General features: G+C 63.1%; 24 protein-coding genes. 18 read left to right on the top strand and 6 right to left on the bottom strand.

Features of this window, described 5'->3' with window-relative positions:
• Positions 1-21 precede the first annotated feature (21 nt).
• The 5 genes from ligA to KBX17_RS07225 all read left to right on the top strand — a co-directional run bounded on the left by ligA (position 22) and on the right by KBX17_RS07225 (position 4615).
• Positions 22-2046 carry an NAD-dependent DNA ligase LigA gene (ligA, locus tag KBX17_RS07245; protein ID WP_256019112.1) on the top strand — a complete coding sequence of 675 codons (2025 nt, stop codon included), beginning with the start codon at positions 22-24 and terminating at the stop codon, positions 2044-2046.
• Between the two features lie 85 nt (positions 2047-2131).
• Positions 2132-2626, top strand: a complete 495-nt coding sequence (locus tag KBX17_RS07240) for a hypothetical protein (RefSeq protein ID WP_256019111.1) — start codon at positions 2132-2134, stop codon at positions 2624-2626.
• 188 nt (positions 2627-2814) lie between these two features.
• Positions 2815-3348 carry a helix-turn-helix transcriptional regulator gene (locus tag KBX17_RS07235; protein ID WP_256019110.1) on the top strand — a complete coding sequence of 178 codons (534 nt, stop codon included), beginning with the start codon at positions 2815-2817 and terminating at the stop codon, positions 3346-3348.
• The gene (locus KBX17_RS07230) at positions 3348-4364 is read left to right on the top strand and encodes a serine hydrolase (RefSeq protein ID WP_256019109.1); all 1017 of its coding nucleotides are present in this window, start codon (positions 3348-3350) and stop codon (positions 4362-4364) included. The genes KBX17_RS07235 and KBX17_RS07230 overlap by 1 nt, the downstream gene beginning before the upstream one ends.
• A gap of 2 nt (positions 4365-4366) precedes the next feature.
• Positions 4367-4615 carry a hypothetical protein gene (locus tag KBX17_RS07225; RefSeq protein WP_256019108.1) on the top strand — a complete coding sequence of 83 codons (249 nt, stop codon included), beginning with the start codon at positions 4367-4369 and terminating at the stop codon, positions 4613-4615.
• Positions 4616-4627: 12 nt separating this feature from the next.
• On the opposite strand, the gene KBX17_RS07220 is transcribed toward KBX17_RS07225, so the two are convergent.
• Positions 4628-5302: an amino acid-binding ACT domain protein gene (locus KBX17_RS07220; RefSeq protein ID WP_256019107.1), complete on the bottom strand. Its 675-nt coding sequence runs from the start codon at positions 5300-5302 to the stop codon at positions 4628-4630.
• A gap of 83 nt (positions 5303-5385) precedes the next feature.
• Here KBX17_RS07220 and KBX17_RS07215 point away from each other — a divergent pair, with 83 nt between their 5' ends.
• The 7 genes from KBX17_RS07215 (at position 5386) to KBX17_RS07185 (ending at position 12233) form a co-directional block, all read left to right on the top strand.
• The gene (locus KBX17_RS07215; RefSeq protein ID WP_255995161.1) at positions 5386-6525 is read left to right on the top strand and encodes a cytochrome P450; all 1140 of its coding nucleotides are present in this window, start codon (positions 5386-5388) and stop codon (positions 6523-6525) included.
• A 67-nt stretch (positions 6526-6592) separates the two neighbouring features.
• Positions 6593-6898 (top strand): Asp-tRNA(Asn)/Glu-tRNA(Gln) amidotransferase subunit GatC, encoded by a 306-nt coding sequence (gatC, locus tag KBX17_RS07210; RefSeq protein WP_256019106.1) that lies wholly within the window; start codon positions 6593-6595, stop codon positions 6896-6898.
• Between the two features lie 3 nt (positions 6899-6901).
• A complete protein-coding gene (gene gatA, locus KBX17_RS07205) occupies positions 6902-8356 on the top strand; it encodes an Asp-tRNA(Asn)/Glu-tRNA(Gln) amidotransferase subunit GatA (protein WP_256019105.1) in 1455 nt (484 codons plus the stop codon).
• A gap of 5 nt (positions 8357-8361) precedes the next feature.
• Positions 8362-9663, top strand: coding sequence for an MFS transporter (locus KBX17_RS07200; RefSeq protein WP_255995165.1), 1302 nt, complete (start codon positions 8362-8364; stop codon positions 9661-9663).
• Between the two features lie 10 nt (positions 9664-9673).
• Positions 9674-10705, top strand: coding sequence for a 6-phosphofructokinase (locus tag KBX17_RS07195; protein WP_255995166.1), 1032 nt, complete (start codon positions 9674-9676; stop codon positions 10703-10705).
• Positions 10706-10725: 20 nt separating this feature from the next.
• Complete coding sequence (locus tag KBX17_RS07190) at positions 10726-11655, top strand: NAD-dependent epimerase/dehydratase family protein (RefSeq protein WP_255995167.1); 930 nt, start codon at positions 10726-10728, stop codon at positions 11653-11655.
• Positions 11652-12233, top strand: coding sequence for a GNAT family N-acetyltransferase (locus KBX17_RS07185; protein WP_256019104.1), 582 nt, complete (start codon positions 11652-11654; stop codon positions 12231-12233). Before KBX17_RS07190 ends, KBX17_RS07185 begins: the two co-directional genes overlap by 4 nt.
• Here the strand turns inward: KBX17_RS07185 and KBX17_RS07180 are convergent.
• From KBX17_RS07180 to nadA, 4 genes are read right to left on the bottom strand one after another with little or no spacing between them, the layout of a single operon-like run.
• Positions 12230-13144, bottom strand: coding sequence for a PrsW family glutamic-type intramembrane protease (locus KBX17_RS07180; protein ID WP_005290463.1), 915 nt, complete (start codon positions 13142-13144; stop codon positions 12230-12232). The genes KBX17_RS07185 and KBX17_RS07180 overlap by 4 nt on opposite strands.
• Positions 13144-13704, bottom strand: a complete 561-nt coding sequence (locus KBX17_RS07175) for a hypothetical protein (protein ID WP_156774835.1) — start codon at positions 13702-13704, stop codon at positions 13144-13146. Before KBX17_RS07175 ends, KBX17_RS07180 begins: the two co-directional genes overlap by 1 nt.
• A 36-nt stretch (positions 13705-13740) precedes the next feature.
• Positions 13741-14592 (bottom strand): carboxylating nicotinate-nucleotide diphosphorylase, encoded by an 852-nt coding sequence (gene nadC / locus KBX17_RS07170; RefSeq protein WP_005290458.1) that lies wholly within the window; start codon positions 14590-14592, stop codon positions 13741-13743.
• A 7-nt stretch (positions 14593-14599) separates the two neighbouring features.
• Complete coding sequence (gene nadA / locus KBX17_RS07165) at positions 14600-15553, bottom strand: quinolinate synthase NadA (RefSeq protein WP_255995169.1); 954 nt, start codon at positions 15551-15553, stop codon at positions 14600-14602.
• A gap of 63 nt (positions 15554-15616) precedes the next feature.
• On the opposite strand from nadA, the gene KBX17_RS07160 reads away from it, so the two are divergent.
• From KBX17_RS07160 to KBX17_RS07145, 4 genes are read left to right on the top strand one after another with little or no spacing between them, the layout of a single operon-like run.
• Complete coding sequence (locus KBX17_RS07160; RefSeq protein WP_005290455.1) at positions 15617-16129, top strand: mismatch-specific DNA-glycosylase; 513 nt, start codon at positions 15617-15619, stop codon at positions 16127-16129.
• A 46-nt stretch (positions 16130-16175) separates the two neighbouring features.
• Positions 16176-17171 carry a bile acid:sodium symporter family protein gene (locus tag KBX17_RS07155; protein WP_050748818.1) on the top strand — a complete coding sequence of 332 codons (996 nt, stop codon included), beginning with the start codon at positions 16176-16178 and terminating at the stop codon, positions 17169-17171.
• Between the two features lie 49 nt (positions 17172-17220).
• A complete protein-coding gene (gene gatB, locus KBX17_RS07150; protein WP_005290451.1) occupies positions 17221-18720 on the top strand; it encodes an Asp-tRNA(Asn)/Glu-tRNA(Gln) amidotransferase subunit GatB in 1500 nt (499 codons plus the stop codon).
• Between the two features lie 2 nt (positions 18721-18722).
• The gene (locus KBX17_RS07145; protein ID WP_005290449.1) at positions 18723-19352 is read left to right on the top strand and encodes a DUF6226 family protein; all 630 of its coding nucleotides are present in this window, start codon (positions 18723-18725) and stop codon (positions 19350-19352) included.
• A 42-nt stretch (positions 19353-19394) separates the two neighbouring features.
• Here KBX17_RS07145 and KBX17_RS07140 read toward each other — a convergent pair whose 3' ends face one another.
• Complete coding sequence (locus KBX17_RS07140) at positions 19395-20798, bottom strand: hypothetical protein (protein ID WP_005290447.1); 1404 nt, start codon at positions 20796-20798, stop codon at positions 19395-19397.
• Positions 20799-20867: 69 nt separating this feature from the next.
• Here KBX17_RS07140 and mgrA point away from each other — a divergent pair, with 69 nt between their 5' ends.
• Both mgrA and KBX17_RS07130 read left to right on the top strand, forming a co-directional pair.
• Complete coding sequence (gene mgrA / locus KBX17_RS07135; protein ID WP_005290445.1) at positions 20868-21935, top strand: L-glyceraldehyde 3-phosphate reductase; 1068 nt, start codon at positions 20868-20870, stop codon at positions 21933-21935.
• A gap of 41 nt (positions 21936-21976) precedes the next feature.
• Positions 21977-22804, top strand: a complete 828-nt coding sequence (locus tag KBX17_RS07130) for a DoxX family protein (protein ID WP_256019103.1) — start codon at positions 21977-21979, stop codon at positions 22802-22804.
• Positions 22805-22837: the final 33 nt, after the last annotated feature.

The raw sequence follows: 22837 nt of genomic DNA, 5'->3' as shown, positions 1-22837 counted from the left end.
TCATCTCTACACTTGAATTCCGTGACTGAAGCTCAAGTTAGTGAAGACCTGCTGCGCCAGTGGAACGAGCTGGCGAAGGAGGTCCGCCATCACCGCGACCTCTATTACAACGCCGCCCCCGTGATCGCGGACGCGGAGTTCGACGAGATGTTCCGCCGGCTGCAGCAGCTGGAGGAGGATCACCCGGAGCTCGCTGTGCCTGACTCGCCGACAAAGGAAGTCGGCGCGGCACCCACGAGCACGGCATTCGAGGATGTCGAGCACCTTGAGCCGATGATGAGCTTGGACAATGTGTTCTCCGCTGAGGAATTGGCCGACTGGTTGACCAAGACCCCAGGGCCGTATCTCACTGAGCTGAAGATCGACGGTGTGTCCATTGACTTGGTCTACGAAAACGGCCAATTTACCCGCGCTGCCACTCGCGGCGATGGCAGGGTGGGGGAGAACATCACCGCTAACGCCCGCGTCATCGACGACATTCCGCACGAGCTCACCGGTGACTTCCCGGCATTGTTGGAGGTCCGCGGTGAGGTGTTCATCCGCCCGGAGGACTTCCCGGAGCTCAACGAGCTGCGCCAAAAGGAAGGCGGCAAGCCTTTTGCTAACCCCCGCAACACGGCAGCCGGCGGCCTGCGTCAGAAGGATCCGGAGAAGGTCCGCAACCGTAAGCTGCGCATGATCTGCCACGGCATCGGCGCCCGCGAGGGGGTTGAGTTCTCCTCGCAGCACGATGCCTACGAGAAGCTCGCGGCGTGGGGTCTGCCCGTCAGTGAATACACCAAGCGGGCGGAGACTGCCGAGGAAGTGCAGAAAACCGTCGAGTACTGGGCCGATCACCGCCACGACGCGATCCACGAGATGGACGGCTTGGTGATCAAGGTCGACGATCTAGCTGCCCAGCGCCAGCTCGGCTTCACTTCCCGCGCCCCGCGCTGGGCGATCGCATACAAATACCCGCCGGAAGAGGTGACCACAAAGCTCAAGGACATCGCCGTCTCTGTCGGCCGTACCGGCCGCGCCACGCCGTTCGCTGTGCTCGAGCCGGTCTTCGTGTCCGGGTCGACGGTGTCCATGGCCACGCTGCACAACCAGCACGAGGTCAAGCGCAAGGGCGTGCTGATCGGCGACACCGTCGTCGTCCGCAAGGCTGGGGAGATCATCCCGGAGGTCCTTGGCCCTGTCGCCGACCTGCGTGACGGCACTGAGAAGGAGTTCGTCTTCCCGGAGAATTGCCCGGTGTGTGGCACGAAGCTTGCTCCCGCCAAGGAAGGCGATGCTGACTGGCGCTGCCCGAACACCCGCTCGTGTCCCGCTCAGCTCGGCCAACGCTTGGAGTACCTCGCGTCCCGCGGCGCGTTCGACATTGAGGCTCTCGGCGAGAAGGGTGCGCAAGACCTCATCGCTTCGGGCGTGCTTATCGACGAAGGCGACCTTTTCACCCTCACCGAATCCGACCTTGAGAAGTCCTCGGTGTACACCACCAAGGCCGGCACAGTGAACGCTTCCGGCAAGAAGCTGCTGGCCAATCTCGAGCAGGCCAAGGAAAAAGAGCTGTGGCGTGTCCTCGTCGCGTTGTCGATCCGCCACGTCGGTCCGACAGCTGCCCGGGCGCTCGCATCGCGCTACGGAAGCATGGGAAAGCTTCTCGACGCTTCCGTCGACGACCTCGCCGACACCGACGGCGTGGGCGGAATCATCGCCGAGTCCTTCAAGGAGTGGTTCGAGGTCGAGTGGCACCGCGACATCGTGCGCAAGTGGGGGGCCGCCGGTGTGAACATGGAGGACGAGGCCTCCGATCTCGAGCAGACCCTCGAGGGGTTGACGGTTGTGGTGACCGGATCGCTGGAGAACTTCAGTCGCGACGGTGCGAAAGAAGCGATCCTTTCCCGCGGCGGTAAGGCGGCTGGCTCCGTGTCGAAGAAGACTGACTACGTGGTGGTCGGGGAGAACGCGGGGTCCAAGGAGACGAAGGCGCGGGATCTGGGCATCACGATTCTTGACGAGGCCCAGTTTGAGCAGCTCCTCGCTTCTGGCAGCGTTGAATAACTCTTGTGTGACTGTTGTTAACCTGTGTGGTTAGTGGTAGCTTCATGAACGTTTCAAGTACTACATCTCGTTGTAAGGAATCGTTGTGAAGAACAAACTCGTTGCCGCCACTGTCGCTTGCACTCTGTGCTTGGGGAGCGTTGCAAACGTTGCTGCTGCTCCAGAGAGTCACGCCGACTCTCGCCGCATTGGTGTCATCATTGGCATCACGGCCGGAACCCTGGCTATTGCAGGATCCAGCTTCGCCGCTGGCGCCGCTCTGAGCTCCCAGGGTGGCTTCCAGCCGCTCCAGTTCCCGCAGCCGGAGCCATTCGTGCCTCCGCAGCTCCCGCCGCTCGAGCCAGTTCCAGCGCCTGCCCCCGCCGCAGCGCCTGCACCTGTTCCGGAGGGAGCTCCAGCGCCCGCGCCTGCTCCCGAACAGGCGGCAGCACCTGCGGATGCGCCTCAGCCGGCACAGCCTGTCCAGCAGCCCGCAGAGGCGCCAGCCCCGGCGCCGGCAGCGGAGAAGCCCCGCCAGGAAATCGCATCTGTGAAGTCTGGTGCAACGCAACTCGCACCGGGCGTCGCTCGCTTCATCTAAAGCAGTACCCCTAAGGGGGATCGGGGCGGGTGCTCCGGCAGGGCTCGTCCGCCCTGTTTGATCGCTGTCTCCCACTAATCCAAGCGCGCTGCGGCGCGCTTTTTGCATTTCTGTTGATGGCGTCACGGAGATTCTGTATTTTTAGAGTCGTGGAACAGCATAATTCTGCTCAAGATGAAATTGATTCGATGAGTCTGGAACGTCTTGAACTCCGGGAGCGTTTGGAGGCCCTCGAAGCGCGCGTCGCCGCGCTCGAATCAGCGGCTCCCCGTGACACATCCACCAGAGATTTCTGGGTCGTGGACGGCATCGAGACCGCACACCAGGCGCGGTCCAACACGGATGCCGGGGAGCCCAGAGGCACCTGCCTCGGATCCGTCGTCTTTGCGGGTTCTGTATCTGTTGGGGGCCGCAAGTACTCCTACCAGTGGGAACGCAGTGCCGAGTACCTCACCAGTCACGCCTGGGACGAGTACGTCGAACGCATTGCGGCGATCACGCATCCCGTCCGCGGGGCGATTCTCCGTCGTCTGTTATCCGCCCCTGCGACGGTCGCCGAGTTGGTGGAGGAATCTGTCGTCAGTTCCACAGGCACCGGCTACCACCACGTCGGCGCACTTCAGGACACCGGTTGGATTGTGAAACTTGACGGCCGTTACGAAGTTCGTCCCTCCCGAGTCGTTCCCCTTTTGACCATCATTGCCTCTGGGGAGGACCACTAATGCGACAGATAGATACCTCCCGGATTCTCGTTGGTGCGGTCGCCGCGCTGGTAACCCTGGCAGTTCTGATAGTTTTCGGACCTCGTTATATCGTGTCGGCGACTGAGCAGACCGGCGAGGACGAGATCGTCTCGCTTCTTCAGGCCCACGCGCCCAGCGGTGCCAACGAGCTTGCCGCGTTCATTTATGAAGATGGCGACGTCCGCTACGGCGGGCTGGGTGCAGATGAGCACACTGAATTCGAGATTGGCTCTCTGACTAAGACATTCAACGGCGAGCTCGTGCGACAGCAAATCGATGACGGCTCCCTGCGACTCGACACACAGGTACAGGACATTATCGATGTCGCTGGGACTCCCGTTGCCGACGTCACCATCGAGGAGCTCCTCAATCACACGTCTGGTCTGTCCCGGCTTGAGAGCCTCGGATTCACGCAGATGGTGGCGACGAGCTTGCGTGACGGAGGCAATCCCTACCGGGATGCAACGCCAGAAGATATTCTTGACGCCGCTAAAGACGCGGAGCTGGAAGATCGCGGCGAGAGGAATTACTCAAACTTCGGCGCCGCACTGCTAGGCCAACTCCTCGCAAAGAACGCGGGCACGTCTTACGAGGATCTGCTGCGCACCCGTATTTTCGAACCCGCTGGAATGGATTCGACTTTCCTTGCCCTGTCCGGCACCGTTGAGGGCCACCCGCAGGGCGTCACTTTAGCTGGCCGTACTGCGCAGCGGTGGGACATGAATGGTTGGGCTCCAGCCGGTGCGATCCGCTCCACCGCCCACGACATGGGCAAATATGTCGACTGGGTTGCCGGTCACGGCGGCCCCGAACTCGGCTGGGCTGACCTCGAAGAAGAGGACGCGACCTACATCTTTCATAACGGTGGAACCGGCGGGTACAGCACCATGCTCGTCTGGGATCCCGATTCGCCTACGCCCCGCGCCGCATTCGTCGCTAATTCAAGCGCAGCCAGCGTTGATGATCTTGGCGTCGAACTTCTCAAGGGAGCCTAACCATGATCAACCTCATTCTTCTCATTGTCTTCCTGGCACTCGACACGCTCACCGTGAGGCGGCGGAGATCACCGTCGGAAGGTCTGGTTAGTGTTCTCTTCTCCGTCCCCGTCATCGTGTTCTTAGCGCGCGGGGTGAACTGGAATGGCGATGTCCCGTTTTTCGTGTGGTGGCTGCTCGCAGCCTGGTCAGCTGTCCTCGTTGGCATACAAGCTTCGCGATGGGGTAAGGCGGGCGTCTGCCTTAAGTAGACGTAGCTTGCGCTAGCGGACGAGTGCCCCCACAATCGCCCCGAGGTCCCCAATGTGTGTCACCTCGGAGGCGAGGAAGTCCGGCCCGCCAGTGCGGCCGATGACAAGGAAAAGGCCCGACGATGCCAGCGGTGTGATTGCCAAGGTGGAGTCCAGCAGCCACCAGGATTCGGGTACCCACGTGTCAATGTCGTCGCGGAGGATGCGGGCCTCGGGTGCGTCGATAAGCGCGGGCACAGAGCCGTCGTCCGCGGGAGCCGCCTGCGAGCCCGCAACGCGCTCAATCCCGTCCTCGGTCTCGCGCAGCACGACGGCCCACGAAGACGTCAACGCCTGCGGTATGACGGACACGAGTTCCTCCATGGCTTGCGGGAGGTTGTGGACTTGTCCTGCGACGCGCGCGAGCATTTCCACCTGACCGCGGCGATCGACGCGTCCAGTGAATGGGCGAATGGAATCGACCTCAACGCCGTCGAGAGCAGCTGCGGCAGTGATGATCGAGTCGACCATGCCGCCGGTGGGAAGATCTACGACGATATCGTCGGTGACCACCGGCTGGCCGTCCACGTAGGTGGATTCCACGATATCCACGGATTTGATGTTCGCATCGGCCATGCCGAAAGCCTCCGCCAGCTCACCAAGGCTGCCAGGGGTATCGGGGAGGACGACGCGGATTAGGTAGGACATGGCCTCATTTATATCAACTCGCAGAATCGTGGGCGGGCGTACGATCGAGATTGAGACACCCCCAACCGCATGAGAGGTACAAGATGCAGCCCCACGAACTGCACGAATCGACGCTTGCAGGAACCGAACCCCGACAATATGCAGACGCCCTCCACAGTGCTGGGAACAAATTGGCGAAGGACGGCGATGAGGTCGTTGTCGCCGGCCACGACCTCGCCCGCGAAGTCGCTGAGAATCCCGAACATTACTCATCCGCAGTGTCGCGCTTCATGCAGCTGCCCAACGGGCTCGACGGCGAGCAGCACGCTAAAGTCCGCGCAATGATCGAGCGCTACCTGGATGCCCCTGCAGTCGAAGGGCTCGAACCCGTTCTGCGGGAGATCGCACGCGAGATCATCAATGATGCGCTCGCGCACGGCACTGCAGATGCGGTAGGAGACCTGGGCACGCAGTACGCAGTGCGCGCGATGACGGCCTGGCTTGGATGGCCTTCTGCAGTCAACGACGAGCTCGTCGTATGGGTGGCAGATAACAACGCTGCCACCCGCTCCGGGCAACTCGAGCGCACGGCCGAAGTCGCACGGCGTTTCGATGACATTATTCGTTCCGTCGTCGAACCGTTGCGAGAGAATCCCGATGATTCTGTGACCTCACGCCTTGTTCACGACGAGAGTTTGGGGCGCCCGCTGGAGTTCGAGGAGGTCGTCTCCGTGCTCCGCAACTGGACGGCTGGCGATCTGAGCTCTATGGCCTACTGCATAGGGGTTATCGTGGAGGCCCTCCTCGCCCGCCCAAAGTTGCAGGAGCGTCTGCGTCAGGGTGTTTCTCGCGTCGAGTTCACCGCGATGGTCGATGAGATGCTTCGCGCAGACTCCCCGTTTGTGAGCAACCGCCGCGTCACCACGTGCCCGGTCTCCCTTGGCGGGGTCGATCTTCCTGAGGGGCAGCGCGTGCGCATTCACTGGACTGCGGCGAACCGCGACCCCGAGACTTTCTCTGACGTTGACGGCTTCGACCCCGAGGCAAACGCGGGGGAGAATCTGGTGTGGGGTGCTGGACCGCACGCCTGCCCCGGCAAGGAGCTTTCGGTGGTGGAGCTACAGGCGTTGATTGAGGAGCTGTGCGCCACGGCGGAGCTTTCGCCAGCAGGCGAGGGGGAGCGGGAGGTTCACCCGGTGGGCGGATGGGCATCGCTTCAGGTGCGGCTTACCGCTCGCGGATGAAGAATCCAGCTTGACGTAAGATAAGGCGCGTTAACCACAACCCGAAGATTGAAGAAGGTGGGACAACGTGGCTGAAGCTTCAGGAATTTCCCGCGATGAGGTCGCAGTCATTGCGCGTCTGGCGCGCATCGCCGTGAGCGACGAAGAGCTGGATCAGCTCGCTGGTCAGCTGGACACCATTGTGGAAGCTGTGTCAGCAGTGCAGGCCGTGGACACCGAGGGCGTGGAGCCGATGAGCCACCCGCACTCCATCGACGCGGGCATGCGCCCCGATGTTGTGCGCCCCACCCTGACTCAGGAGCAGGCGCTCGACCAGGCACCAGAGGTCGAAGAAGACCGCTTCATGGTTCCGCAGATTCTGGGGGAGGAGTAGACGATGGCGAACTGGACCGAACTGCCCGCACACGAACTGGCAGAAAAGATTCAGGCGGGTGAGGTGACCTCCCGCGAAGTCACACAGGCGTTCCTCAACAAAATCGCTGAGACCGACGGTGAGATTGGTGCTTTCCTGCACGTCGGTGCGGAAGAAGCGCTGCAGGTCGCGGAAGAGGTCGACGCGCAGGTCGCCGCCGGCGAGAAACCAGCCTCCCCGCTGGCTGGCGTGCCGCTGGCGCTGAAGGACCTGTTTGTCACCACCGATGCACCGACCACTGCCGCCTCCAAGATGCTCGAGGGCTACATGAGCCCGTACGACGCCACGATCGTGACGAAGATCCGCGAGGCAAAGATCCCGATCCTGGGCAAGACGAACCTCGACGAGTTCGCCATGGGGTCTTCGACCGAGAACTCCGCGTACAAGATCACCCGCAACCCGCACGATTTGGAGCGTACTCCGGGCGGTTCCGGTGGTGGCACGGCTGCGGCTCTGGCCGCCAACCAGGCTCCGCTGGGCATCGGCACCGACACCGGCGGCTCGATCCGCCAGCCGGCATCGCTGACCGGCACAGTGGGCGTGAAGCCTACCTACGGTGCTGTGTCCCGTTACGGCATGATTGCTAACGCTTCCTCCCTGGACCAGTGCGGCCCATGCGCCAACTCTGTTCTCGATGCCGCGCTGCTGCACGAGGTCATTGCTGGCCACGACGAGTATGACGCGACCAGCGTGGACAAGGACGTGGCCTCCGTGGTCGAGGCTGCCCGTGAGGGCGCATCCGGCGACCTGTCTGGTGTCAAGGTTGGCCGTGTCAAGCAATTCGGCGGCGAGGGGACTCAGACTGGTGTCGTCGAGGCTATTGACGCTGCGTTCGCTCAACTGGAGAAGCAGGGCGCGGAGATCATTGAGGTTGATTGCCCGAACTTCGAGCACGTCATGGGCGCGTACTACATCATCCAGACCTCCGAAGTTTCGTCGAACCTGGCCCGTTTCGACGGCATGCGGTACGGCCAGCGCAGGGGAGAAGGCTCTGCAGAGGAAGTCATGGCGCGCACCCGCGGCGAGGGCTTCGGTGACGAGGTCAAACGCCGCGTCATCCTGGGCACCTACGCACTTTCTGTCGGCTACTACGATGCCTACTACCTGCAGGCCCAGCGCATTCGCACGCTTGTTGCGCAGGATTTCCAGAAGGCCTTCGAACAGGTCGACGTGATTGCCGGCCCGGCCACCCCGACGACAGCTTTCAAGCTCGGTGACAAAGTGGATGACCCGCTGGCGATGTACAACTTCGACCTGTTCACTTTGCCGCTCAACCTCGCGGGCCTGCCCGGCATGAGCGTGCCTGCCGGCACCGCCTCCGACACCGGCCTGCCGGTGGGCCTCCAGCTCATTGCGCCGGCCTTCGCCGATGAGCGCCTCTACCGCGTCGGCGCCGCTTTTGAGGCCGGCAGGGCGTAGGTTTCTTGCACGGTTCGCGGCCCTGGTTCGCGCTGTCGGCGCTGACGATCGGGTACTTCCTGATCATGTTCGATCAGGGCCTCATGCCGGTGATCACACCGCACCTTCCGGCTGAAGTGTCCGGCGCGGTGTGGCTCACCAGCATCTACCTGTTGTGCACGGTCGTGCCGATGCCGGTGACTGGCAGGCTGGGGGATAAGTACGGCCAGCGCACTGTCTACCTCGCCGGGTTGGGCACGTTCGCGGCCAGTCTGGTGCTCGCAGCGGTGTCATGGTCGTGGCCGGTCATTGTGATCGCCCGTGCGCTGCAAGGCCTTGGTTCCGCGATCTTCCTGCCACAGGCATTCGGCTTGATCAATCGCATTTTCCCTTCCGACGGTAGGGGCAAGGCGTTCGGGTTTTGGGGCGTTGTCGGCTCGGTCGGATCGCTGCTTGGCCCTATTGTTGGCGGAGTTTTCGTAGGCAGTTTCGGTTGGCGCTCAACCTTCATCCTGCAGGCCGGCATTGCCGGGGTTGGCCTCGTCCTAGCCGCCTTCTGGCTTCCGCGTCTCGCTCCAACTTCCGTACTCATTCCCGTCGGTGCCGCGGCGATGTCCTTTGTCGGCCTTGGCGCGTTGGTGTACGGCATCCAGTTCGGTTCGTGGATCCCGCTGGTCGGCGGTGCGATCGTGGTGCTTTTGCTGGTGCGAACATCGTCATTTGTTCCCCGTGAGCTCTACCGCGACCGCAACTTCGTCCTGGGCACCTCTGCCATTGTCGCCATGGGTTTCGCGGTCGCGGCGATGTTCATCCCGGTCATGTACTGGCTGCAAACCGTCGCAGGTGTCAGTGCACAGACCGCCGGCCTACTCACGGCCCCGATGTCGGTGGTGGCCATGCTGCTCACCCCGTGGGCCGGAGCGCTGTCAGACAAAATCAGCGCCAGACTTTTGTGCACTGCGGGCTTTGCGACGATGGTGGCCGCTCTCATCATCGCCTGGTCCATCACAGTTTCTGCTGCCGACTACCGTTGGTTCGCGCTTGTGACCGCGCTGTTGGGACTTGGCAGCGCCTTCGTCTGGGCGCCCAATGCCACCACGACGATGCGCAATGTGCCGGATTACGCCGCCGGGGCGGCCAGCGGGGTGTACAACACGCTGCGCCAGATCGGCAGCGTCGTCGGCGTGGCGTTGACCGGCGCAGTCCTTGCCTCCGGCCAGGTCGCTTCTACCGCTGGACCTGCGATCTTGCTGTCGGCGATCGTGCTGGCCATCGGGGCGGCCGCGTCGGTCTTTCTTCGTACGGACATCCCCGCGCAATCGCGCTAGTGTGGAGCGCATGCGCCTAGCCACTCTCACCTCCGGCGGCGACTGCCCCGGCCTCAATGCTGTCATCCGTGCCATCGTCCGTACCGCCAGCTCAGAATTCGGGTCCACGGTCGTCGGTTACCAGGACGGCTGGGTGGGTCTCATGGACGACCTGCGCACGGACTTGTACGACGACGCGTTCATCGACTCTATCCTGCTGCGCGGCGGCACGATCCTGGGCACCGGCCGCCTCCACCCGGACAAGTTCAAGGCGGGTATCGATCAGATCAAGGCGAACCTCGACGACGCGGGCATCGACGCGCTGATCCCGATCGGCGGCGAAGGCACGCTCAAGGGTGCCAAGTGGCTCTCCGACAACGGCATTCCGGTGGTGGGCGTGCCGAAGACGATCGATAACGACGTCAACGCCACCGACTACACCTTCGGCTTCGACACCGCGGTGTCGGTGGCCACGGACGCGATCGACCGTCTGCACACCACGGCGGAATCGCACAACCGCATCCTCATCGTCGAGGTGATGGGCCGCCACGTCGGCTGGATCGCCCTGCACGCGGGTATGGCCGGCGGCGCGCACTACACGGTGATTCCTGAGGACCCCTTCGATATCGAGGACATCTGCAAGGCGATGGAGCGCCGCTTCCAGATGGGGGAGAAATACGGCATCATCGTCGTCGCCGAGGGCGCCGTGCCGAAGGAAGGCACGATGGACGCGGGACTTGGCGAAGAAGACGAATTCGGCCACAAGACATTCACTGGCATGGGCCAGATCATCGGCGACGAGATCCACCGCCGCCTGGGCTACGACGTGCGCACGACGGTGCTCGGCCACACGCAGCGCGGCGGCACGCCGACGGCCTACGACCGGGTGCTGGCGACACGTTACGGCGTGCACGCCGCGCGCGCGGCGCACGAGGGCAATTTCGGCACGACGGTCGCGCTGCGCGGCGAGGACATCACGCTCGTCCCGCTCGGCGATGCGGTGGAGAACCTCAAGCGCGTGCCGGAGCGCCGTATCCGCACGGCGCGGTCCATGTTCGGATAGCCGTCAGTTAGAATCACCGCGTGCGAACTCTCGTCACCGGCGGTGCCGGCTTCATTGGATCTCATCTCGTCGATCAGCTCGTCATGGCAGGCCACGAGGTCGCCGTGCTGGACAATTTGAGCAGCGGTCGGCTCGAAAACATCAGCCACCAGACTGCAGTCGAGCTCGTCGAGGGGGACGTGGGGGATAAGGGGCTAGCAGATGTCGTCGATAAGCTTGCTCCTGAAGTGATCTTCCACCTCGCCGCGCAGATCGACGTGCGCAAATCCGTCGAAGACCCGATCCTCGATGCGCAGGCGAATATTCTGGGCACGATCAATGTCGCGGAAGCCGCGCGGAAGGCTGGCGTGCGCAAGATCGTGCACACCTCGTCGGGCGGCTCGATTTACGGCACACCCAGCGAGTTTCCCGTCGACGAGTCCTTCCCGGTCGACCCGCACTCGCCGTATGCCGCGTCGAAGCTCGCTGGTGAGCAATACCTGGGCATTTATCGCCATCTGTACGGAATGCAAGCGAGTTTCATCGCGCCGGCGAATGTGTACGGCCCGCGGCAGAACCCGCACGGCGAAGCCGGGGTCGTGGCGATTTTCTCGGAGAACCTCTTGCATGGCCGTCCGACGAAGATTTTCGGCGGCGGCACGAACACGCGCGACTATGTTTACGTGGGCGATGTCGCGCGCGCATTCGTCCTCGCGGCGGGTGAGCGCGGCGACGGGGTGCGCTTCAATATCGGCACCTCTGTGGAGACGACTGACCGCGAATTGCACACGTTGGTAGCCAAACATGCGGGCGCGCCCGATGCGCCCCAGAATTTCCCGCCGCGGCTTGGCGACGTCCCCCGCTCCGCCCTCTCCGCCGCCCGCGCGAAGGAGATACTCGGGTGGGAGCCCACCGTCAGCCTCGACGAAGGCGTGGCACGGACCGTCGACTATTTCCGGAGGACGCAGTGAATTTTTGCGACAACCCCACCCTGAGCAACCAGTGGGTCACTCTCGAACCGTTGAGCCTCGATCATGCGGCGGCTCTGGCGTTAGCCGTCGGGGACTTGTGTGACCTGTGGTACCAGGACCACATTCCCACGCCTGGCGGCGTGCCGGAATACATCGAGAAGAACCTCGCCGATCAGGAGCGCGGCGAGCGCGCCCCGTGGGCGATCGTCGACTCGGCCGGCAACGCCATCGGCGTGACCACGTTCCTGCACCCGGATCCCGTGAACCGAAGCATCGAGATCGGGTCGACGTGGATCACTAAAGACGCTCAGGGTGCGCCGTTCAATAAAGCGGCGAAGCTCCTCATGCTGCAGCGCGCGTTCGAGGACCTGGGGTGCCTGCGCGTGGAGATCCGCACGCACTTCATGAACCGGCAGTCGCGCGCCGCGATCGAGAGCCTCGGTGCCAAGCTCGACGGGGTACTACGTCGCCACAAGATCCTCAAAAGCGGCCTCGTGCGCGACACGTGCGTCTACTCCATCTTGGACACCGAGTGGCCCGAGGTTAAGACCGCGCTTCAGGCGCGGCTGCGCGCTTAAGACCGCTGCCTGGCTTCTCGGGCTGAAACTTCCTCAACAGTCGCTGCGGAAGCTCCATGCGAGGCGGATTCAGTCCCCTCAGTCGTCTCCGCGATGTCTCGGCGGCCGATCTTGCGGGTGTGTAGGTAGAGCCAGATTCCGCCGATCCAGGTGAACGCAATGACCGCGATCAACGCCACCAGCGGGACGATCTCGCCGGGTAGCTCGGTTGAGGCGTTGAAGATCGAGTGAATGGCGAATCCGAGGAAGTACCAGATGACCAGTTGGCCGATGCGCCAGCCGAGAGATTTGTCCGTGCGGCACAAGAAGACGCCGAGGCCCCATGCCGAGAGACCGAGGTAGAGCGAGTGGCCCCATGGTCCAGGGACGGTCCGGGCGGCATACCCCATGAGCGAGCCCTCGACATCGGAGTTGAGGTTGTCGAGCGCCGCTTTCAAGATGTAGGTGGCGTTCTCCAGCGCCGCGAAGCCGAAACCGACGGCAATCGCGATGGTCACGGCCTCAATGGGGCGGCGGATGCGGAAGATCATGGTGCTCAGGATGAACACCGTGGCGAATTTGAATAACTCCTCGGCTGTGGGGCTCAGCAGAGCGAATCCCAAACTGCCCAAGCCCAGCCAATCCTTGAAGGCGATGATGGATTCATTCGTGGTCACTGAAGGGGCGCACAGAGCCATACCTGAGACGAACCCCGCGAAGATGAAGGCGGGAGAGGAATGAACAGGGCGACCCGGGTGGTTGCGCAGCAGAAGCCACGCCAGCAGTAACCACAGCGCCGCGAGCAATGCGCTCATTGCCGCGATCGTTGCGTTGAAGGGGAGCTGGCTGAAGTAGATAACCGACCAGACAGCGGAGGCGAGGAGGATCAGGATTCCTGCGATGCGGAGGATGAGGTTCATTTTGTCGGTCACTAGTCGCCCTCCGTTTCCTCGGAATCGTCAGCGGAACTATCAGTGTTCACGTCAGCGGAGTCGATCAAACGTTGGGCGAGCTCTTCTGCGTCGTCCCCGCCGAAAGAGAAGTAGCGGGTGGTCTGCCCGTCGGCAATGGAGACGGCCACGAGATGGCGTTCGGCGTCTGCCTCGGTGCGCTTCACATGCACGCCTTCACGCGGGGACCCGACGTTGCCGGTTTCCACGTTCCGGTCGAGTGTCACTCTGCGGTAGAAGCGGGCGAGGGCTTTCTCTGCGTTGTTGGGTGCCGGTTCGGAGCGGCCAAGAATGCGCGTCGAATCGCAATCCCACGCCTTCGTGCTTTCCGCGAAGCCCGCCGGGTTGCTGCACACAAGCTGCCCGCCGTTCTCGTCGGGCACGCCAATGCTGCCCAACTCCACAGGGTTGTCGGGCACCTGGGACTCTTCGGGTGTCGTGGTGGCGTCGACAACGCGCGGAAAGGCCAGCGCGGCGGCGACGAGGAATAAAAGAATAAGCCCGAGCACGATCGGTGCCCGGGAGGATTTCAAATCATTCATAACGCCGATCATGATACATAACGGCGGCTATCACTGCTATACGGCGTCCAGTCCGATGTCGAGGATGGCAACCGAGTGCGTGAGCGCGCCGACCGCGAGAAAATCCACGCCGGTCTCCGCGTAGGCGCGGGCTCGGTCGAGCGTCAATCCGCCCGAGGATTCCAGCTTCGTCCCGGGGGACAGGGCATCGCGCTTATCGACGGCTTCCCGTGTCGCCTCCACGCCGAAATTATCCAGCATGACCAGATCTGGTGTGAATGCCAGGACTGCTTCAAGCTGGCCGAGGTCGTCGACTTCAACTTCGCGGGGCAGGTCCGGGAAGGCGGCGGTGGTGCGCCGGTACGCTTCTGCCACGGTTCCGACGCTGGCAACGTGATTGTCCTTGATGAGAACGGCGTCGCCCAGGCTCATTCGGTGGTTGACTCCGCCGCCGCACCGCACCGCGTATTTAGCTAGGTCGCGGTATCCGGGCAAGGTCTTGCGGGAATCGCGGACTCTGGTGCCGGTTCCTGCGAGCTGTCGGGTCCACTCGTGCGTGCGGGTAGCGATGCCGCTGGCGTAGGTGAGCAGATTCAGTGCCGTGCGTTCAGCAGAGAGGATCGACCGCGCGGGGCCGGAGACTGTCGCGAGACGGTCGCCTGGCGCGACTAGGTCGCCGTCGGCCGCGTGGACCGCCACGTCGATGTCTGGGCTGACTTCGTGCATGGTCCACGCGACGGTGTCCAGGCCCGCGACCACGCCGGGTGTGCGTGGGACGACGATGGCGGTGAGGTGGGCGTCGGCGTCGACAGTCGCCTCGGTCGTGGCGTCGGGGCCGTGCGTGAAATCTTCCTCGAGGCCGAGGCGGATGAGGCGCAGCGCGGCGTCTTTATTCAGTGGTGCACTCATCCGCGGGTCACTCTCCGCTGCCCGGGTTGCCGATGGCGATCATGCGCTCCAGCGACTGGCGCGCCTTCGCGGCGGTCTCCTCGGGCACAGTGACTTCGTCGCGCATGTCCCGAAGGCTGGCCACGAGTTTCTCCGGGGTGATCATTTTCATGTATTTGCAGGAGGCCTGGGGGTTGACGGGCTGGAAGTCCGCCAGCGGGGATTTCTTCTGCAGTTGGTGGAGCATGCCCACCTCGGTAGCCACGAGGACTGTGCCTTCAGTGTCCCGGTCCGCCTGGTCCAGCATGCCGCCGGTGGAGAGCATGTGCACGCGCTCCGGGGCGATGACGCCCTCGCTGGCGAGATAGATCGCTGAATTCGCGCAACCGCACTCCGGGTGGATGTACAGGGGAGCATCCGGGTGCGCGGCTGCCTGGTCGGCGAGCTCCTTGCCGTTGATGCCGGCGTGCACGTGGCATTCGCCGGCCCAGATGCGGATATTCTCGCGGCCGGTTTGCCGTTTGACGTGCGCGCCGAGGAATTGATCCGGACAGAAGAGGATCTCTGCGTCGGGGTCGATGGAATTGACCACGTCGACGGCATTGGAGGACGTGCAGCACACATCGGTGAGGGCCTTCACATCCGCTGTGGTGTTGACGTAGCTGACCACCACGGCGCCCGGGTGCTCGGCCTTCCACTCGCGCAGCTGCTCGGCGGTGATCGAATCGGCGAGGGAACAACCGGCGGCTTCGTCCGGGATGAGCACGGTCTTGTCGGGGCTGAGGATCTTCGCGCTTTCCGCCATGAAGTGCACGCCGCAGAAGACGATGACATCGGCGTCCGTGTCGGCCGCAATCCGGGACAGCGCTAGGGAATCGCCGGTGAAATCCGCGATGTCCTGGATCTCCGGGATCTGGTAGTTATGCGCCAGAATAACGGCGTTTCGTTCCTTCTTGAGTTTTTGCACTTCATCGGTCCACATATGTTCAATGTAGCGCTCATGGCCGCAGTGAAATAACGGAATGCCGCACTAAGGTCGGAAAACATGCATGACCGGATTCCCAATCCTTGCCGTCTGCTCATCGTGGGCATCAATCCCGGAACGCTGTCCGAGGAAGTGGACGCGCCGTTCGCACACCCGGGCAACCGCTTCTGGCCTGCGCTCGACAAAGCGGGCATCACCCCGTACCGGGTGTACGCCAGCGAGGGGTTGTCGGAACAGGACGCAAAGATGCTCGCAGAGCGGGGGATCGGCTTCACCAACCTCGTTGCCCGTATGACACCGAAAGCGTCCGACCTGGCCACAGAAGAGTTGGTGGAGGGAGGGGAGAGGCTTGAGGCTGTCGTCGATAAGCATCGCCCTGGCGCCGTGATGTTCGCGGGCATCGGTGCGTACCGCGGCGCATTCGGGAGGAGGAAAGCGCAGCGCGGGTTGCAAAGCGGGATGATCGCGGGCGTGCCCGTGTGGGTGGTGGGGAATCCGAGCGGGCTGAACGCGCATGAGACCGTCGAATCGCTTGCGGCGAGCTACCGCGAGGTGTGGGAGGCAACGGCTTGACCCCCTGTTGCAGGAATCCCGCTATATGGACGCTATAGTCCACAGTATGGAATCTATGAATCTTGCCCAGAGCCGGCGCGCGGAAGAGCGCTCGGCGTTCGTCGCCACCCTCGGCTTCCCGTTGCTGGTGATCGCCGGCGGCGTGATCGGCTTCGCCGCGCCCGGGGTCGTTGAACCGATTTCCGGGTGGACGACGTGGCTGCTCGGCGTGGTCATGTTCGGCATGGGTCTGACGCTGACGGGCAACGACTTCGTGTTCGTGGCCAAGAAGCCTCTGCCGGTCGTGATCGGCGTGGTGGCGCAGTTCGTGATCATGCCGCTTGCTGCTGTCGCGCTGACGTGGGCGCTGCGCCTGCCGCCGGAGATCGCCGCGGGCGTGATCTTGGTCGGCTGCGCGCCGGGCGGAACCTCGTCGAATGTGGTCTCCTACCTGGCGCGCGGCGATGTCGCGTTGTCGGTGACCATGACATCGGTGTCGACGCTGCTCGCGCCGATCTTCACGCCGCTGCTCACCCTGTGGTTGGCGGGCGAGCACATGGATGTCAGCGCTGGGCCGATGGCGTGGTCGATCGTGAAGATGGTCATCCTGCCGGTCGGTCTCGGCCTGCTCGTCCGTTTGCTGGCACCGCGATTTGTCGCGGCGGTCTTGCCGGCGCTGCCGTGGGTCTCCGTGTTGGCGATCGCGGCGATCGTGGCCATCGTCGTGGCGGGCTCCCGCGACAAGCTCGCGCAGGCGGGGCTCATCGTGCTTCTCGCCGTCGTGCTGCACAACGGTCTCGGCTACATCCTCGGCTATGTCACCGGCAAGGTGACGGGCCAGCCGGAGGCATCCTCGCGCACGATGGCCGTGGAGGTCGGCATGCAGAATTCGGGTATGGCGGCCACCCTCGCCGCGGCGTATCTCAGCCCGCTGGCCGCGCTGCCGGGCGCGGTGTTCTCCGTGTGGCACAACATTTCCGGCGCGATCCTGGCGCTGCTTTTCCGCGCAAAGGACAAAAAGGAGCAGTCCGGGCAGCCAGACAAGGCGCAGGTGGAAGCGTAAGAGGAGCTATCGTCTCGGCGAAGGGCTAAGGGCACTACACTTGGCAACCATGACTGCGTACGACCTGATGGATTACAGCGACGTCCTGGAAAAGTACGACCCAGTGATGGGTCTCGAGGTGCACGTGGAGCTGTCCACGGAGACCAAGATGTTCTCCACCTCCTCGGCCCACTTCGGTGCGGAGCCGAATACCAATATCGACCCGGTGTCGCTCGGTCTGCCGGGCGCTCTGCCGGTGGTCAACGCCAAGGGCGTGGAATGGGCCATCAAGATCGGTCTGGCGCTCAATTGCAAGATCGCCGAGTCGTCCCGCTTCGCGCGCAAGAATTACTTCTACCCGGACCAGCCGAAGAACTACCAGATCTCGCAGTACGACGAACCGATCGCGTACGACGGCTACCTCGACGTCGTGCTCGACGACGGCACCGAGTGGCGCGTCGAGATCGAGCGCGCTCACATGGAGGAGGACACCGGCAAGCTGACCCACCTGGGTTCCGCGTCGGGCCGCATCTCCGGCGCGACGGCGTCTTTGGTGGACTGCAACCGCGCGGGCATCCCGCTGATCGAGATCGTGACCAAGCCGATCGTCGGCGCCGGGGAGCGCGCTCCAGAGGTCGCCCGTGCGTACGTCGGTGCGCTGCGCGAGCTGGTCAAGGCGCTCGGCGTGTCCGACGCGCGCATGGACCAGGGCTCGATGCGCTGCGATGCGAACGTCTCCCTGCGCCCCAAGGGCCAGGAGGAATTCGGCACCCGCACCGAGACGAAGAATATTAACTCGCTCAAGTCCGTCGAGCAGGCGGTGCGCTACGAGATGCAGCGCCACGCAGGTGTGCTCGAAGCCGGCGGAGAGATTGTCCAGGAGACTCGCCACTACCAGGAGACTGACGGCTCTACCTCGAAGGGACGCCCGAAGGAGGAGGCGAGCGAGTACCGCTACTTCAACGACCCGGACTTGCCGCCGGTCATTGCGAAGCCGGAGTGGGTCGAGGAGATCCGGGCGACTCTGCCGGAGCTGCCGTGGGTCCGCCGCGCGCGCATCCAGGAGGAGTGGCAGCTGCCGGAGAAGGAATTCCGCGACCTGGTCAACGCCGGTGCCCTCGACCTCATCGTCGACACCGTCGAAGCGGGCACGACGCCGGACGAAGCCCGCGCATGGTGGGTGTCCTACATCGCCGGTAAGGCCAACGAGGCTGGCCGCGACCTGGACTCCCTCGGTGTCGAGCCCGCCGATGTGGCTCGGGTGGTCGAACTGGTCAAGGAAGGCAAGCTGACCACCAAGCTGGCTCGCCAGGCAATTGACGGTGTCATTGAGGGTGAAGGCCGCGTGGACGAAGTCGTCGATAAGCGCGGGCTCGAGGTCGTGCGTGACGACGGGGCGATCGAAGCCGCAGTCGACGAAGCTCTCGCAGCGAACCCGGACATCGTGGAAAAGTACAAGGCCGGCAACACGAAGGTCACCGGCGCCATTGTGGGTGCGGTCATGAAGGCCACCCAGGGCAAAGCAGACCCCAAGTCAATCAACGAGATCATTGCGAAGAAGCTCGCGTAGCCGTGGAACGCTACCAGCGTCCGTACATCGGGCCTGTCGAGATTCGCGATGAGTCAGGGCGCGTAATTCCCTACGGACGTAGGTGGGAGGGTTCGCCGCCGGATGAATCCTACGAGCTGCTGACGCATCCGGAACGGTTCGCTCCGCTGCACCCTGTCGCTGACGCTCTGGTGGATTACCTCATCGCTCAATACAACGTGGCGGTAGATCACTACCCCCTGCTGGATTCTCTTCATCAACAGCCAGCTCCCACCGTGGTGCGTGCCGTGCGTTTGACACCGTTGGCACCGCAGACCGCGCCGTTGACTTTCGTCTATTCCGGTCTACCGGGCATTCATCTTCACGCCGGCGCGGTTTCCTGCTGGCCTTTCCCGTCCTGCGGTTGCGACGCCTGCGACGAGGTGTGGGACGAGGCAGCTGATCAGCTCGAGGAGATCGTACGAGACGTGGTCAGCGGGCGCTTTGCCGAGCGTTTACGACACCAGGGATCGTCATGGTGGATGGAAAGCACTAACGTCTTTTCTGACGGCGACAGCTGGGCAAGCACCCAGGTCAACCGCGAGACGCTCGCAGATGTGCAGCGCCGTATGGCAGGTGTGCCCGAGAAGTGGCGCCCCTGGCCGCGGCTGTAACTTCGGTGGCACCCAGGGTAAGGCCGACTAAACGTCGACCTCCTACCTCGTGTCGGGTTTGACCGCGGGGAACTCGCCGGTCTTGTACATCTCTTCGTAGGACTTCCAGTGAATTTCATCGCCCGGGGTCTCGGGCGCGCCGTCGTAGGCATCCGATTCCGGGTCGAGAGCGGGGACGTCGGCTAGTGCGAAGTCGCTGGAGTCATCCGCGTCGAGATCAGCTGCGACCTCTTCCTGCACGGACTGCCACAATTCTTGGTCGCCGACATGGGAGTCGGATGCCAGTTCTTCGACCTCGGCCCGTTCCTCGTGCGTGAGGTCGTCCGAGTCCGGGTCGAGCTGTGTTTCCGCTAGCTCGGCGAGGCGCTCGCGGCGCCCAGCCTCATCCTTAATGTTCTGGCGGTCGCGGAACCACGCCACACCCATGATGATCGCCAGGATGAGACCGAGGTACCCCAGGACTGGGTAGACCCATCCGACCAGGTCCGCGAAGCCGATGAAGGACAGGGCGAAACCGATGAGCACGACGATGAAGTAGTAGGGGCGGAACTTCGCCGGTTTGTCGTGGCTGAGGCGACGGCCGAGCGCGTAGAAAAGACCGACGGCAGTGTTGTAAATCATCAGGTAGATGACCACGGAGACCACGGTGCCAACAGTTGGGTGCATGGAGTCGAAGACCTTTAGCAGCGGCAGGTCCGCATCCATGACGTGCTCCATGTTGAAGAAGAGCACGAACACCAAGATCATCAGCAACACAGCGAACATGATTCCGCCGAGCAGGCCGCCCTTGCCGGCCTGCGCCGGGTTGAGGTGGGAACCGGCGAACACCAGCATCATGGAGGCGTCCATGATGAGCACCAGCGTGGCGTAGTTGAGTGCGGTGACAAGCCAGTTACCGAAGGTTCCCGAAGCGTGCTGGTTCTGCTGCGCGAGCTCGTTGATGCTGCTGAGGTTGTCCGGCATGTTCATCACGGTGATCACGAACGCGCCGAGGAGACAGATGATCAGCAGCGGGGTGATGAAGGAGATCACGTTGGTGAGCTTGTCGATGTCCAACAGGCCCGACAGCAAGAGCAAAACCACCATGATCGCGGAACCGACCCAGGTGGGGAAGCCGAACTGCTGCTCCATGTTCGAGCCGGCACCGGCCACCATGACGAAACCGATGCAGAACAAGGTGAACATTGTGGTGATGTCCATGTAGCGCGCCACCCATGGGCGCGAGACGCTGCGGAAGACCGCACTGTGGTCCTCCGCTAGGTAGTAGGACCCGAGCTGGTAGATCCAGGCACTGAAGACGGCGATGGTCACACCGGCTACGGCGGCACCCACGATGCCCCAGTAGCCGAAAGAGAGGAAGTACTGGATGACTTCTTGTCCGGAGGCGAAGCCGGCTCCGACAGTCAGACCGACAAGGGCGAGCGCCATTTTGAATGATTTCTGCATGAAAAGCCTTATTTTGAGGGAGAATTCGAGCGGTCCGAGAGTACCAGATGTCTGGCACAATTGGTGAGCATGAGTTCTTACACAGCAGACCCTGACCGCTATGCCCGCGGAGGCGAGAACTGGTTCAGGCGGTGCGGCAACTCTGGGTTGAAACTGCCGCCTGTGTCGCTGGGGTTCTGGCACAACTTCGGCGATGACAAACCGCTAGAGACGCAGCGTGCCATTATGCGCCGCGCGTTCGACCGCGGTGTGACCCACTTCGATCTGGCCAACAACTACGGTCCGCCGAACGGCTCCGCAGAGATCAACGCCGGCAGGATCCTCCGTGAGGATTTCAGCAGTCACCGCGATGAGTTGATCATCTCGTCGAAAGCTGGCTGGAACATGTGGGACGGTCCCTATGGATTCGGCGGGTCCCGCAAGTACCTCATGTCGTCGCTGGATCAGTCGCTTGAGCGTCTCGGGCTGGATTACGTGGACATCTTCTACCACCACCGCCCGGACCCGGACACGCCGCTGGAGGAGACAATGTACGCGCTGCGCGATATCGTCGCGTCTGGAAAAGCGTTGTACGTCGGCATTTCGTCCTACGGCCCTGAGCTGACAGAGGAAGCCGCTGAGTTGATGGCGGGGGAGGGGTGCCCGCTGCTTATCCATCAGCCGAGCTACAGCATCTTCAACCGCTGGGTGGAGGATGGTTTGCTCGACACGGCCGCCGAGAATGGTTTGGGCGTGATCGCGTTCTCGCCGCTGGCGCAGGGTCTACTCACCGACCGCTACCTCGACGGGATCCCGAAAGATTCCCGAGCGGCTGCGGGCAAATCCATTCGCGATGGAATGCTTTCCGAGTCCAACCTCGAGGCGGTGCGCAAGCTCAACGCTATCGCTGAGAAGCGCGGCCAGACGCTGGCACAAATGGCTATTGCTTGGGTTCTGCGCGACGAAGGCGAACGCAGCGTGACCAGTACGCTCATCGGCGCATCCAGTGTTGCGCAGCTCGACGACAACCTCGACGCGGTGAATAATCTCGCGTTCAGCGATGAGGAGCTTTCGCTTATCGACGGCATCTCCGCGACCGTCGACGGTACTTCCATCAACATCTGGGGTGGCGCTACAGCTTCGCGCACACGCGGTTAGCTTCGCGGGTTTGGGCCCAGTGCTGGCCTAGATTGAAGTGCATGACTGATTCAGGCAGCACCTCCTACCGCAAGAACCTCGAGCCCGTGAACGAGCTGGATGACTTCGGTGACGTTCCCGAGGCTCCATCTGTGTATGACCGGACGGGCAAGGCCGCGCCCACTGAGGTGTTTCCTTCGGCACCCACGCCGCAGCCGGAAACTGAAGTGGGCGAGCCAGTGGCAGCGTCTCCCGCCGTAGGCGAGTCTGTCAGTATCGGTGCCCGCGAGCCTTTGGCTCGGCCGGTCGACGTTGAAGTCAACGGCCCCGCGGCTCCGGTCGGCACGGTGCCTGCAGCTCCAGCGGTTGTAGAACCCGCGGCTGAAGCACCTGTCGGCCGCGGCACGATCGATGTCGGTGTGTTTATTCTCCGCCTCGTCCTCGGTGCACTGTTGATCATCTCGGGCGTGGAGACCTTCTTCCAGCTGGGCGGCAACCCAGGTCTGCCGGGGCTAGAGGAGCAGTTCGCCGGGTACAGCTATCCGGGCATCCTCGCCATCGCCTTGCCGACGCTGCAGTTGGCGGCGGGCGTGTTCCTGGTACTCGGTCTGCTCACCCCTGTCGCCGCGATGCTCGCCATCGCTGCCACTGGTTTTGAATCCCTCCACCTGATTACCGCTTCGGAGAACGGTGCGAACGCGTTCACCTGGAACCCTGCTGTGTGGCTAGCGATCGCCCTTCTGGGCATGGCTGCGTCCGTCCAGTTCACCGGACCGGGCCTTTTCAGCGTCGACTTCGGCCGCAGCTGGGCACGCCGCCCCATGACCAGTTCGTGGATCTGCGCCGCCTTCGGCGTCGCTGCGGCGTTCCTTATGTGGTGGTTCCTGTAGCGCTACCGCCAAGTAGGCGATGAAGACCGTCAA

The organism is Corynebacterium sp. CCUG 65737 (assembly GCF_024454115.1).
Classification (GTDB): Bacteria; Actinomycetota; Actinomycetes; order Mycobacteriales; family Mycobacteriaceae; genus Corynebacterium; species Corynebacterium genitalium.
This window is presented reverse-complemented; position numbering and strand designations above follow the sequence as displayed.